Consider the following 13,835-nt stretch of genomic DNA (forward strand, 5'->3'; position numbering starts at 1 on the left):
TTCATGAAACCTTTTGAGCGTTTCTCTCACTGGACTAGTTACCATAAACTGTTTTCAAAGGAATGAGTGTATGAAAAAATTCAAACTAATTAAACAACATGATGCAAAAGATTGTGGCGTTGCTTGTTTAGCAATGATTTTAAATCAGTATCAAACAACGATCCCCATAAGTAAATTAAGAGTAATGTCCAAAACTGACAACCAAGGAACGACCGCTTATGGAATGGTTGCAGCAATGGAACAATTAGGATTTGAATGTGAAGTATTCAAATCAGACGCTTCACTATGGCAAGAAAATCTTTCTTTCCCTTTGATTGCCCACGTCGTCGTTGATGGTTCATTTCTACATTATGTAGTGATCTATGGAATAAAAAATGGAAAAATTTTGATTGCAGATCCTGCAAAAGGGAAAACAAGCAAATTGGCAGAAGAATTCAATAAAGAATGGACAGGAATCGTGCTGACTGCCACGCCTACCGAGCAATACAAACCAGTAAAGGATGAGTTGAAAGGATTGCTTTCATTTATTCCATTATTACTGCCACAAAAAAAATAATCTTTGAGATCACTTTGTTGTCCTTTTTACTAACGGGATTTGGCATCATCGGTTCCTATTATTTTCAACTGATCATTGATAGAATCGTTCCTGCAAGATCCGCCAATTTATTGGAAATCATTTCTATCGGACTGTTGACAATGTACATGATCCAAGCTTTCCTTCAATATTTGAAACGTTATTTGTTGATCCTATTAGGCCAGCGGCTAAGTACTTCGATCATGTTACGGTACTTTGACCATGTACTCCATCTGCCGATGTCCTTTTTTTCAACGAGAAAATCTGGTGAGATCATTTCTCGCTTTCTCGATGCAACTAAAATTATTGATGCACTAGCAAATGCTACATTGTCATTATTTCTAGACGCATCGATGGTCATTTCAGTTGGACTTGTTTTATATTTGCAAAATGCGCAATTATTTTTCATTAGTTTAGCAACTATTCCAATCTACGCACTGATCGTTTTTTCATTTATAAAGCGATTTGATCAAACAAACGAGGAACAAATGGAAGCTGGTGCTACTGTCAATTCACAAATCATCGAGAGCTTAAAAGGAATAGAAACAATCAAATCTTTTAACGCCACTGACCATATCAGTAATAAGGTAACAGAACAATTCAATGAGATGATGGAAAAAACATTCAAAAATTTAAATTTAGACAATATCCAAGCGAATCTTAAAAATGCCCTGCAAGTCATGAGCTCAACAGTGCTTCTCTGGTTTGGGACGACACTCGTTCTTAAAGGACAAATGACCATTGGCCAGCTGATTACTTATAATGCATTGATGATTTTTTTCACTACGCCACTACAAAATATCATTAATCTACAAGTCAAGATTCAAACAGCCAAAGTAGCAAATGATCGACTAAACGAGGTGCTTTTTTTAGAACAAGAACGACTGGCCGAAAGTGACTTGCTCGACACCCCTATTCGATCAACCGATTCTCCATTGATCGAATTCAAAAACGTTTCATTTTCTTATGGCTTTTCCGAAAATGTGCTAACTAGTTTATCTTGCGTCATCCCGGAAAATTCAAAAACTGCAATTGTCGGAATGAGCGGATCGGGAAAATCGACACTCGTAAAGTTACTAATGAATTTTTATACTCCAGAAGAAGGCGAGATTTTTTATCAAGGACAGGATCTTCGCTCCATCTCTCGATTGGAACTTCGACATTCTTTCAGCTATGTTCCTCAAGATCCCTTTTTCTTTAGTGGAACTATAATGGAAAATCTGTTATTTGGAATCGAAACAAAACCTTCTTTAAAAGAAATTGAACAGGCATGTGAACTAGCACAGATAAAGTCATACATCGATCAGCTGCCGTTAACTTATCAGACATCAATCGAAGAAGGAGCAACAAACCTTTCTGGAGGGCAAAAACAGCGTCTTGCTATTGCGCGAGCTCTTTTAAAACAATCAAACGTGATGATATTGGATGAAGCAACAAGTGGCTTGGACACACGATTAGAACATCTTATTATTGATAATTTGATGGCTATCCAGAATAAGACGATTATTTTTATTGCCCATCATTTACCCATCGCCAAGAAATGCGACGTTATTCTTGTCCTTGAGGATGGTCAATTAGTTGAATCGGGCTCGCATCAACATCTACTTGATCTAAACGGAACATACAAAACTCTCTGGGAGATGATGACTGTTGCGTAAAGTGGAAAAATATAAACTAATTATGCAATATCTTTATTAAAAAATCCTTGCTATAATTGGAGTAATATTTTATGAAGGAAGTGTTTTTTGTGATATTACTCAGTACTTTCGCTTATTTCTTCAATGAATTCTCCAATATATTATTATTCATTTTTTTGATTATCTTATGTACAAAAATCAAACAGAAATCATTTTTCCTTATTTTGCTTTTGGTCAGTTATCCACTTGCACTAGTCTCGATGGAAAACACATTGTTGGCAGAAATTGCTATGACACTCCTTTTTATTGCAGTGAGGGCACGCGCATGGAAAGCATCAAAGGAACTTGAGTTGAATGGATTACTGGGGTATTTTATTTCTCTGTCCATTTACTTTATTGTTCCTTTTATGGCATCAAGTTTTGTAAGATTCGTATTAGACCTCCCCTTTAACCGTAATATCAATCATCCTTTAGTATTTATAGTATTGTCCTTTTTATTAAAATTTGCTGTCTCTTTATTCTCTGTTTGGCTCATTGAAAAAAAAGTCTTAAATAAAATTGTTCTTTTAGAGGAGAAAAAAATCTATACGATCCAACTGGGCGTCTCATTAGCTATTATCATTGCAGTTGCTGAGATTCTAAAGGAAATGGATATATTAGGTATCGTCAGTATAATCATGTTGGGGTTTCTCATTGCCCAATATGCAATCACACTGTTCTTAACTTATATCATTTTAAAAAAGAATACTGAACGTCAAGAATTAAAAAATTTGAAGGAACAGCTATTGATGATGAATGTATACACCGTTGAAGTAGAGAAAAACTATCAGGAAATGAGAAAATTTCGACATGACTATAACAATCTATTGCTAGGGTTAAGCACTAGCCCTACTGAAAAAATCGACAAAGGGTATTTGAAAGAAATGATTGATTATTCACATAAGATGATCGATAACAGTGTAATGAGTTTTTCTGGAATAAGTAATTTAAAAATCGTTCCCATCAAATCATTGATTGTCGCAAAGTTGACTCAAGCTCTACAAGCAAATTTAACTGTGCAATTTGAATGCTTAAAGTGTATAAATACTATAAATATAGATGTAGTCAAAGCGATAAGGATCATCGGAATCCTGTTAGATAATAGTATCGAAGCTGCTTGTGAATCAGAAGAAAAAAAACTGAATATCTTATTCATCACTACAGAGGATAGTTTAGAAATAACTATCGAAAACTCTTTTACCGGAAAACTGCCTTCCTTATCCTTAATGAATCAAGAAGGATTCAGCAAGAAAGGAAAGAATCGTGGCTTAGGCTTATCCAACATCAAAGAACTACTAAAAAATGACACAAATGCTGAAGTGAATCATTACTCAACAGACGGATTATTCGTCTCAACATTAACAATCAAAAGGAGTGAATTAGATGACTCTACCAATTATTCTTTGTGATGATGATATTATGCTGATTACTCATTACAAACAGATAATCAAGAATCTCATTATGATCAACGACTATGATATGGAATTAGTGCTAGTAACAACAGATCCTCATGATGTCCTGCTGTATCACCATAAAGCAAATTTGACCAATTGTCTCTTCTTTCTAGACATTGATTTAGGGAAAAATTTAACTGGAATAGATGTTGCACAACTACTACGAAAAGAAAACGAGTTTGCAAAAATCGTTTTTATCACTTCGCATCAAGAGTTGGCTTTAGAAACACTAAGACGGCAAATTGCCCCATTGGATTACATCGTAAAAGACGGCAAAACAGAAAAACAGCAAATTGAAAACATCCTAAAAATCTGCAATGAACAAACGGTGATCAATCATAAATCAAATCTGCGTCATGTCTCTTTTGCAATTGGTTCCAGAAATTTTAAAATCGATTTAGCTTCCATCTACTTTTTAGAAACATCTGTCACTCCACATAAAGTGATTCTCTATGGAGAAAATATGATGTACGAATTTTATGGGAAGATGAATGAATTAGAAAAAGAATATCCAGAATTATTGCGCGTCCACCGTTCTTTTTTAATCAATACGAATCAAATCAGATCGGTGGATTTCAAAACACGGAGGATCGTCTTTCCGGAAGAATATACTTGTGACTTTTCCATTTCAAAAACAAAGGTATTAAAAATGAATCTTAAGTCGTAAAACCGGTCTACTTTTCCAGCCTCCATCATTTTTATTCCTGTATTTTTTGCCGCAACTCTATGCCTTTTCTACTATCCAATAACAGAGAATCTGTATTTAACTATCATTCAGGATCGATTCTTTTCATTTTAAGACAAATGAATCACTTTCGTCTTCAAATTAGCTATACTTTACCTATCATAAGTAGAGGAGTGATTCGATGAGTAAGAAACAAGCATTAAGTAAAGAAGAACTAAAAAAAATCAATGGCGGTACACCAGGAACAGGGGATATCGCAACAGGGCCTAAAGGTTCAGGAAAAAAAATGTGGGAAGCTACTTTAGATTTCCTTGCTGGATTGTTTGACGGTAAATAGCAACTAAGAAGCGGACACCTTCAAATCAAAGAAACAGACAATACCGACTACCAAAAGTTATTCTAACTTTTGGTAGTCGGTATTTCAGTTTTATTTGGAGTAATCTTGTTGGCATACTGTACTTACGACAAAAGGAGGTTGGGACAAAAGTGAGAAACACTTCTGTCCCAGCCTCCCATCATCTAGTCAGCTATGCTGAACTTTTTCTTAACTAAGCGATCTCTGAACCATTTGGCATTGATTTAGGTGCTTCGACTACTTGTAAAGAGCCGTCTGGTGCTTCCGCTGAAAGAATCATTCCTTGGCTGATTTGACCACGCATTTTACGTGGTTTCAAATTCGCTACAATCACTAATTTTTTCCCTATCAATTCATTTGGATCAGGATAAAATTCTGCGATACCAGATAAAATTTGTCGATCTTGACTATCGCCTGCGTCTAAACGGAATTGCAATAGCTTATCTGCACCTTCAACTTTTTGACAGTTGATCACTTCTGCTACTTTCAATTCTACTTTTTCGAAAACATCAAATTTAATTTGTTTTTCTTTCGTAGAAACTAGTTCAGTTTCTTCAGGGTCCCACTTCACTGTATCTTCATTTATCTGAGTACCTTCAGACATTTTTCCTTTGATATAGCTGACTTCTTCTTCCATGTCTAAACGTGGGAAGATCGGTGTTCCTTTTGAGACCACTTTTGTACCAGAAGGAAATTCACCGAAGTGTAGTCCTTCAAGATTCATCATTTCAGGATCCAACCCTAATTGAGTAAAGATTTTTGTTGGTGTTTCTGTCATGATCGGTTGTAACAGAATCGCTGTGATACGTAGAGATTCTGCCAAATGGATCATCACACTGTCCAATTCTTTTTTCTTTTCTTCATCTTTGGCTAATACCCATGGTTCTGTTTCATCGATATATTTATTTGCACGAGAAATCAACACCCAAATCTCAGCCAACGCGGTATTGAATTCCATTTTTTCCATTGCATCATGGTAACGTCCAACGACATTCGCAGCAGTTGTAGATAATTCACTATCAAATGGCGTCACCAAAGAAGCATAATCAGGTACGACCCCATCACAATATTTATTGATCATCGCAACCGTACGATTCAAGAGATTCCCCAAGTCATTGGCTAAGTCATAATTGACGCGCGATACAAAATCTTCTGGTGTGAATACGCCATCAGAACCGAATGGTACTTCACGTAACAAGTAATAACGTAATGCATCCAAGCCATAACGCTCAACCAACATTTCTGGGTAAACGACATTGCCTTTTGATTTAGACATCTTACCGTCTTTCATCAATAACCAACCATGTCCAAAGACTTTTTTAGGTAATGGCAAGTCTAAGGCCATCAACATGATTGGCCAATAGATCGTATGGAAACGTACGATTTCTTTTCCGACCATATGAACATCTGCTGGCCAGTATTTTTGGAACAAGCTATCATCGTCTGAACCGTAGCCTAGCGCCGTGATATAATTGATTAGAGCATCGATCCATACATAGACCACATGTTTGGGGTTGTTTCTCACTGGAACACCCCAAGTGAAAGTTGTTCTTGAAACTGCAAGGTCTTCTAGACCTGGTTTGATGAAGTTGTTGATCATTTCGTTTTTACGAGATTCCGGTTGAATAAATTCCGGATGTTCTTCATAATACTGAAGCAAACGATCTGCGTATTTACTCATACGGAAGAAATAAGATTCTTCTTTGACTAGTTCTACTTCATGACCACTTGGTGCTTTACCACCGATCACGTTGCCTTCTTCATCTCGATAGACTTCCGCTAATTGCGTTTCTGTAAAGAATTCTTCATCGGAGACAGAATACCATCCTTGATACTCACCAAGATAGATATCCCCTTTTTCTAGTAGACGATCAAATACTTTTTGGACTGCTGCTACGTGATAATCATCTGTTGTACGAATAAATTTATCGTAGCTGATATCAAGTGTCTTCCATAATTTCTTGACATCTGCAGCCATCTTATCCACATATTCTTGTGGTTCCACACCTAATTCTGCTGCTTTTTTTTCTATTTTTTGACCGTGTTCATCCACCCCAGTTAGATAAAACACATCAAAGCCCATCAATCGCTTATAGCGGGCAACTGCATCACAGGCAATTGTAGTATAAGAATTCCCAATATGAAGTTTCCCACTTGGATAATAGATTGGCGTAGTAATATAAAAAGTTTCCTTTTCTGCCATGGGGCTCTTCCTCCTTTATCGCATGATGCGAATTCGTTTCCTTGCTAGTATACCATAAAACAAATAGACTGTTACCATTTTTTCGTTAGCTCGCAACAAATGAAACCCATCTACCGATTTTTTTCATTTGAAAACATGCTATAATAAAAAAGGTTTGCAAAGACCCCCTTTTCTATTCAATAAATCATACCTTTACTGAATTTTTGGAAAACATTTGATCATGCGTATCGATTTGAAGTACGGGGTTCTGATATTAAGCTCTTGGCATGAACACTTAGGAATAACAGCGATCATTGCATGCCCTGACTAGTTGGTTCGCATCCATACTTTTTTAAGATCGAACATCAAAGGCGTTTTTTACTTATGTCATATTTTCTCGTAAAAATCCCTACACCTTTTACACTATTTATTACCATTCATATCATTTAGATAAACTATTTGACCAAGAGAGGTTGGAATCATAATGAAAAAAAAGCATCTTTATTTCACTATCAGTATCGCACTTCTTTCACTTGTGCATTTACTGTTCAGCTATTTTTATGTACGCATGTATGGCTATTTTAATCTCCACGGAAATTTGAATAGTTTTGTGTTGGTTTCTCAAATACTCCGTTTTGTCTTGGATGCCTATATCATCGTTTGTGGTTTTTTTGCCATCCGAGAAGAAAAACAAAAAATATTGCCTTTTTACTTACTGTTCTTTCTATTTAATTTGATTCTGCCATTTTTATTTCATGTGTAACTAAACAGCTATTTTTCCATAGGAAATCTTTGGTTTTCTGATAGAGTCTGCTACAATGAAGTAAAAAGGACCCTGCAATCGAGCTAGAAGGAGGACATATAATGAAACAGTTTGCTTCTAAAGAAGAAGAAAAACAATATTATGAACATGAAGCAAGTGAAGCTGATTTTCTTGCTTGGTATCAAAAGCAAGAACGGCCAGAGTATGATAAGCCTTCTTTGACTGTCGATATCGTCTTAATGTGCTATAACAAAGAAGAAGATCAACTAAAAATCTTGCTCATTCAAAGAAAAGGACATCCTTATCGCAATTCATGGGCACTACCTGGTGGATTCGTACAAAAAAATGAGTCTACAGGAGAAAGTGTACTACGAGAAACCAAAGAAGAAACTGGCGTAGTGATCTCCCAAGAAAACATCGAACAACTCCATACGTTCAGTACACCTAATCGCGATCCGCGTGGTTGGGTCGTAACTGTTAGCTATTTAGCATTTATTGGGGAAGAGCCTTTGATTGCTGGAGATGATGCAGAGGAAGTCCAATGGTTCACATTGGAACGTCAAGGAAACAAGATCCATCTAGCCAGTGATGATGTCGCTATTTCTTTGGATTTACTGACCGGTGAGTCCTCTGGTAAAGACACATTGGCATTTGACCATAGCGAGATCATCCTCAAAGCCTTTAATCGTGTGGTAAATAAAATGGAGCACGAACCCCAAGTACTCCAAGTTTTAGGAAAAGATTTTACGATTACTGAAGCGAGAAAAGTTTTTGCAAAATTCTTAGGCATCGATTTCAAAATGATCGACCATTCTAATTTTAAAAAAGCAATGCTTCAATATTTCGATGAGATCGGTGAACGCCCCGTTGGTATTGGCCGCCCATCCAAAATCTACCAGTTAAAGCCAGGGAATGACGAGTAAATCAAAAAGCAGAAAGAACAAAAGACTCACTTTTGTTCTTTCTGCTTTTTGATTTATCATAATTAGTGAGCTTTTCTTTAAAGAAAATTCCTAGAAACAAAAACAAGTTATGTTTTTTATTAGCAAGGCGATCCCTGGCACCCCTACCAGTTCGATTATTCAAAAATCACTTGTTTCCCGATTTTTTCTAACTCCATACTTTTTTTGTCAGGTGGTTCATTCAATTGCTCGTTCACATTGATAAAAAGCAATGTTTTATTGTACCACTGCGCTTTATATCGCAATTTTGTAATCAATTTATACCAATCTTGTAACTGAAAATCAGCTGAAGAAAGTTCAGATGGAACAGCTTCAACAAATAAGTAATCATAATTGCGGATCAAATTACCAGATACTCTTTCCAAGTAATCTTCTTTTTGTAATTTTTGTTTCTGATAAAGATCCATTACTTTTCTCTTTTGTTTCTGATAATTTCTAGCATTTTCTAAGCGAGCTTTTCTTTTTTGAGCTGCTTTACTTTTAATCACCAGTTTTCTCTTGGCAACCTTCATCTTATCTCTCGTTTGCCTGAATAATGGCATTTGTACTTCAACTGGTGATGAAGTTTCCACCAATTTCTGTGGATCATACGCTACCCCTAGCCATCGATTAGTAGTTGGCACTCCAGCGATTTGTACTTCACAAAGTAAAGAAACATAGAAACTTTCATTATACCGTGCTGAAATCGTCGCTGACCGTATAACACCTTCGACTGGACGATGTAATCTCACTTGGATCAGCTCTTTTTGTTTCGGCAGTTTCAAGTACTTATCTTCCAAATAAATCGTTCCTTTTTGATTATTTGTTGTATAAGACTGCCACATACTTTTTTTGTTCTTCAGTTTAGGGAAACTAGCACGCCCCTTGAAATAATTGCGAAAAGCGCGATCTAAATTTAATTGGGCATTTGCTAATGCTAAGCTATCTGCTGATTTTAAAAATGCGTATTTTTTTTTTAATGTTGCAGGTGTCATCGAATAATCGATGGCACCTTTTCTCGCATAACTTTCCTGTCGTGATTTTAGCAAATGGTTATACGTAAAACGCACACAACCAAAATTTTGGATGAACCATTCTTTTTGTGAAGCAGTCGGGTAAATTCGGAATTTAAAGGCTTTTAGCATAAGCACTTACCTCCTAATTTGTGACAAGTAAGGCTTCCTTTTGCCGTTTTAATTTTTTTGAATAATAAGGTACTTCTTGTTCCGTAGCATAGACAAAATGTTCAGGAGCGATCTCTCTTAATGCTCGCACTTGTCCATCATCTGGCTCCGGTTGATATTTGATTCGTTTGCGTTGTCTTTCATGATCAGGATCTGGTAATGGAATGGCAGATAGCAGACTTTCTGTATAAGGATGCACGCCATGGTTATAGATTTCATCACTAGTTCCCATTTCCAATAAACGTCCATTGTGCATCACGCCGATCCGATCGCTGATATGTTTTACCATAGACAAATCATGGGCGATGAACAAATATGTTAATTGGTGCTGTTTTTGCAGATCTTGTAAAAGGTTGACTACTTGCGCCTGGATCGAAACATCTAATGCTGAGATAGGTTCATCACAAATAATAAAGCGTGGTTCGATCGCCAAAGCTCGTGCAATCCCGATCCGCTGACGTTGACCACCTGAAAATTCATGTGGGTAACGGGTACCATGTGTAGGGTTCAGTCCGACGGTTTTTAGCAATTCATCGACTTTTTTTGAACGTTCTTCTGGTGTTTTAGCTAAACCATTGACATCGATTCCTTCTGCAATGATATCTCGAACTTTCATTCGCGGATTCAAAGAAGCATACGGATCTTGGAAAATCATTTGGACTTCATGACGAAACAGGCTCATTTCTTTTTTGCCCTTGATTTTCGTGACATCTTTCCCGTCAAATAAAACTTCGCCACCTGTTGGTTCATTCAAGCGAATGATCGTGCGACCCGTTGTAGATTTACCGCTCCCAGATTCCCCTACTAATCCAAAGGTTTCTCCTTCATAGATATGAAAACTGATATCGTTTACTGCATGCACTTCATTTTTCTTGCCAATGTTGAAGTACTGTTTTAATCCTTTAACTTCGAGCAGTTTCTTTTGCATCAATCATTCCTCCTTGGCTTGCTTGTTTTTTTTCTTTAAAAATAGCCCAGCGTCGTTTGATTTCTTCAGGTGGATTCACTTTAGGCGCTTGAGGAGCTAACAGCCAAGTCGCTGCTTTGTGCGTTTTTGATAATTCAAAAAATGGTGGCTCTTGTTCTGCATCGATTTTTAATGCATATTCATTCCGAGGATAGAAAGCATCCCCTTTTGGTGGATTCAATAAATCCGGTGGTGAACCTGGAATAGCATATAAGCGATCATTTGCACTATCCAAAGTTGGCATAGAACCCAATAACCCCCATGTATAAGGGTGTTGAGGATTATAAAAAATTTCTTCTGAGGTACCTACTTCGATGATCTTCCCACCATACATCACGGCTACACGGTCAGCGACATTTGCTACGACACCTAGATCGTGGGTGATGAAAATGATCGATGTATCGATTTTTGTTTGGATCTCTTTTAGAAGTTCGATGATCTGTGCTTGGATTGTTACATCTAGTGCAGTAGTTGGTTCGTCAGCAATCAGGATCTGTGGATAACAAATCAAAGCGATCGCAATAACAATCCGTTGACGTTGACCACCAGAGAATTGATGCGGATAGCTATTGATCCGTTTTTCTGCTTCAGGAATACCAACTAATTTTAGTAAGTCTAATGCAGCTTTTTTCCCCTCTTTTTTCGAGACCTTGTTATGCTTACGTAAAGATTCAGCAACTTGTTTGCCAATCGTCATTGTAGGATCAAGAGAAGTCATTGGATCTTGGAAAATCATCGCAATTTCTTTCCCACGAATCTTTTGCATTTCTTTTTCTGTTTTGCCAACGATATTTTCGCCTTTGAATAAGATTTCTCCAGAGTCGATATTTGCGTTGCTTGATAATAATCGCATGATACTTCTAGTCGTGACTGACTTTCCGCTTCCGGATTCGCCTACGATCGCCAATGTTTCGCCTTTATTCAAATGAAAATTGACGCCACGGATTGCTTGGACTTTTCCAGCATACGTATCAAATGAGATTTCTAAATTTTTTACTTCTAGAATTTTCGTCATATTACTCACTCTTTCATTTTAGGATCAAAGGCATCACGTAAGCCATCAGCTAGTAAGTTAAAGGCAATCATGATAACCGATAGGGTTGCCGCAGGAATCCATAGCAGATATGGTAGATACAAGAATGTCTTGTAGCCATCGCTAAGCATTGTTCCTAAAGAGGCAGATGGTGGTGTTAACCCTAATCCGATGAAACTCAAGAAAGCTTCAAAGAAAATAGCGGATGGAATACTGAACATCATTTGGATGATGATCACACTTGAGATATTAGGTAAGATATGTTTAAAAGCAATTTTCAACTTAGACTCGCCTAATGTCATGCCAGCTAGTACATATTCTTGGTCTTTTAATTTCATCGTTTGCGCACGAACGATCCGTGCCATCGGAATCCAGTTAGTGATTGCCATTGCTGCTACGATGGAGAAAATACCTGGTTCAAACACCACGAGCATCAAAATCATCACAACTAAATTAGGAATACCTGAAAGGATTTCTAAGAAACGTTGCATTGCATTGTCCACGCGGCCACCTAATAGTCCTGAGATTAAACCATAAGCCACTCCAATAGTCACATCTAAAATTGCTGCAATAAATGCAATCAATAAAGAAATACGTGTGCCCATGAATAAACGGCTCAATACATCACGACCTAAACCGTCTGTTCCTAAGAAGAAATTCGTATTTGCCGGAACATTTGCTTGTGCATATTTATCAACTAATTCGCCACCTACCATGGCTTTTCCGTTCAACCCATTGATATCGATCCCTGGGATACGTGGAGGCAAGTTGATATATTCCACATTTTGTGCAGTTGGATCATGGGGAGAAACAAAAATCGTTACGATCGATATCAAGATGATGATTGCTAATACAATCATTGAAACGACTGCCGCTTTATTTTTTTTCAAACGACGCCAAGAATCTTGAATGAAGTTCAATGAAGGTGTGGTGATTTGCTCACGTTCTTCTTCAGTATTTTTTTGTAACGGTAGAAACTCATCTGCAGGAATGTCAGCAATTGTTTCATACTTTTTGGGTATCATTTCCATTTAGCTTCGACTCCCTTCAGAAACTCGGATTCTTGGATCAACTAAACCATAAAGTAAGTCAACTACCAGAATGACGAAAATCAACATAAATGAATAAAGAATAGTTACTGCCATGATCGTTGGATAATCATTCGTTGTGATCGATTTTACAAATTGTTCCCCAATTCCTGGAATCGCAAAGATGTTTTCTACTACTAGCGATCCAGTCATCAATCCAACAGCTAATGGCCCTAAGAGTGTCATCAAAGGAATCAGACTGTTACGAAGTCCATGTTTGAAAGCAATCTCCCAACGACTCAATCCTTTTGCTCGTGCTAATTCCACATAATCACTATGCAACACTTCAACCATCTCAGTTCGGATGAATCGAGCAGAATCCGCTAACGGCGACATAGCTAATGCGATGGTTGGTAAAATCGTATAAGCAAAACCATCCCATTTCGCAATCGGCAATACATGTAATTTAATTGCAAAAATATATTGAAGTAATACTGCAAAAACAAAGTTAGGAATTGAACGGCCTAAAATTGCGACTAATGTTGCAGAAGTATCTGCCCACGTATTTTGCTTCATTGCGGAAATCGTACCTAGAGTCGTACCAATCACTGTTCCAAAGATAATCGCCTGTAACCCTAATTGTAGAGAAGGTCCAACACGTCCAGCTAACAAATGTGAAACTGGTTGGTTTTTAAATTGGAATGAGATCCCAAAATTGCCATGTAATAAATTGGAAAGGTAAATTCCATATTGGACAATCACTGGTTTATCCAGCCCTACTTGTTTATTCAACATTGCGACGGTTTCAGGACTTAAACGTTCTTGGTTTGTGTATGGTGTACCTGGTAATAATTGCATTAGAAAGAAAGTAATCGTTGCAATCAACCAAAGCGTGATGACCATAAAAAAGACACGTTTCAATACATATTTTATATAACTATTCACTACTATTTCCCCCTAGCTTTTGACTTCTGACAAATGTTTCGCTACATT

The 13,835-nt window shown here is 37.1% G+C and carries 13 protein-coding genes; 7 read left to right on the forward strand and 6 right to left on the reverse strand.

All coding sequences use genetic code 11. The features are described from left to right. The first annotated feature begins 70 nt into the window (after window positions 1-70). The 5 genes from ED2_RS15915 to ED2_RS15580 all read left to right on the forward strand — a co-directional run bounded on the left by ED2_RS15915 (window position 71) and on the right by ED2_RS15580 (window position 4,726). Window positions 71-556, forward strand: a complete 486-nt coding sequence (locus ED2_RS15915) for a cysteine peptidase family C39 domain-containing protein (RefSeq protein WP_016177707.1) — start codon at window positions 71-73, stop codon at window positions 554-556. A 17-nt stretch (window positions 557-573) separates the two neighbouring features. Continuing rightward, window positions 574-2,232, forward strand: a complete 1,659-nt coding sequence (locus tag ED2_RS01545; protein WP_231369438.1) for a peptide cleavage/export ABC transporter — start codon at window positions 574-576, stop codon at window positions 2,230-2,232. A gap of 71 nt (window positions 2,233-2,303) precedes the next feature. Beyond that, the gene (locus tag ED2_RS01550) at window positions 2,304-3,659 is read left to right on the forward strand and encodes a sensor histidine kinase (RefSeq protein WP_005880245.1); all 1,356 of its coding nucleotides are present in this window, start codon (window positions 2,304-2,306) and stop codon (window positions 3,657-3,659) included. After that, on the forward strand, window positions 3,634-4,371 hold the full coding sequence (locus ED2_RS01555) for a LytR/AlgR family response regulator transcription factor (protein ID WP_016177705.1): 738 nt from the start codon (window positions 3,634-3,636) through the stop codon (window positions 4,369-4,371). The genes ED2_RS01550 and ED2_RS01555 overlap by 26 nt, the downstream gene beginning before the upstream one ends. 199 nt (window positions 4,372-4,570) lie before the next feature. Further along, entirely contained in the window at window positions 4,571-4,726 is a 156-nt protein-coding gene (locus tag ED2_RS15580) for a hypothetical protein (RefSeq protein ID WP_016177704.1), read from the forward strand. A gap of 211 nt (window positions 4,727-4,937) precedes the next feature. On the opposite strand, the gene metG is transcribed toward ED2_RS15580, so the two are convergent. Then, window positions 4,938-6,947 (reverse strand): methionine--tRNA ligase, encoded by a 2,010-nt coding sequence (gene metG, locus ED2_RS01560; protein ID WP_016177703.1) that lies wholly within the window; start codon window positions 6,945-6,947, stop codon window positions 4,938-4,940. 463 nt (window positions 6,948-7,410) lie between these two features. On the opposite strand from metG, the gene ED2_RS01565 reads away from it, so the two are divergent. Beyond that, window positions 7,411-7,689, forward strand: coding sequence for a hypothetical protein (locus ED2_RS01565; RefSeq protein WP_005880237.1), 279 nt, complete (start codon window positions 7,411-7,413; stop codon window positions 7,687-7,689). Between the two features lie 101 nt (window positions 7,690-7,790). After that, window positions 7,791-8,612, forward strand: a complete 822-nt coding sequence (locus ED2_RS01570) for an NUDIX domain-containing protein (protein WP_005880234.1) — start codon at window positions 7,791-7,793, stop codon at window positions 8,610-8,612. A 155-nt stretch (window positions 8,613-8,767) separates the two neighbouring features. Here ED2_RS01570 and ED2_RS01575 read toward each other — a convergent pair whose 3' ends face one another. Genes ED2_RS01575 through opp3b form a run of 5 tightly spaced genes read right to left on the reverse strand, consistent with a single transcriptional unit; the run spans window position 8,768 to window position 13,787 of the window. After that, a complete protein-coding gene (locus ED2_RS01575) occupies window positions 8,768-9,775 on the reverse strand; it encodes an RNA-guided endonuclease TnpB family protein (RefSeq protein ID WP_060789679.1) in 1,008 nt (335 codons plus the stop codon). Window positions 9,776-9,788: 13 nt separating this feature from the next. Further along, window positions 9,789-10,742: an ABC transporter ATP-binding protein gene (locus tag ED2_RS01580; RefSeq protein WP_005880230.1), complete on the reverse strand. Its 954-nt coding sequence runs from the start codon at window positions 10,740-10,742 to the stop codon at window positions 9,789-9,791. Further along, complete coding sequence (locus ED2_RS01585; RefSeq protein ID WP_016177701.1) at window positions 10,717-11,796, reverse strand: ABC transporter ATP-binding protein; 1,080 nt, start codon at window positions 11,794-11,796, stop codon at window positions 10,717-10,719. The genes ED2_RS01580 and ED2_RS01585 overlap by 26 nt, the downstream gene beginning before the upstream one ends. Before the next feature lie 5 nt (window positions 11,797-11,801). Next, window positions 11,802-12,845, reverse strand: coding sequence for an oligopeptide ABC transporter permease (gene opp3C / locus ED2_RS01590; protein ID WP_005880227.1), 1,044 nt, complete (start codon window positions 12,843-12,845; stop codon window positions 11,802-11,804). Continuing rightward, complete coding sequence (gene opp3b / locus ED2_RS01595; RefSeq protein ID WP_005880225.1) at window positions 12,846-13,787, reverse strand: oligopeptide ABC transporter permease; 942 nt, start codon at window positions 13,785-13,787, stop codon at window positions 12,846-12,848. Between the last annotated feature and the right edge of the window lie 48 nt (window positions 13,788-13,835).

It is taken from the genome of Enterococcus durans NBRC 100479 = LMG 10746, from assembly GCF_001544215.1.
GTDB lineage: Bacteria > Bacillota > Bacilli > Lactobacillales > Enterococcaceae > Enterococcus_B > Enterococcus_B durans.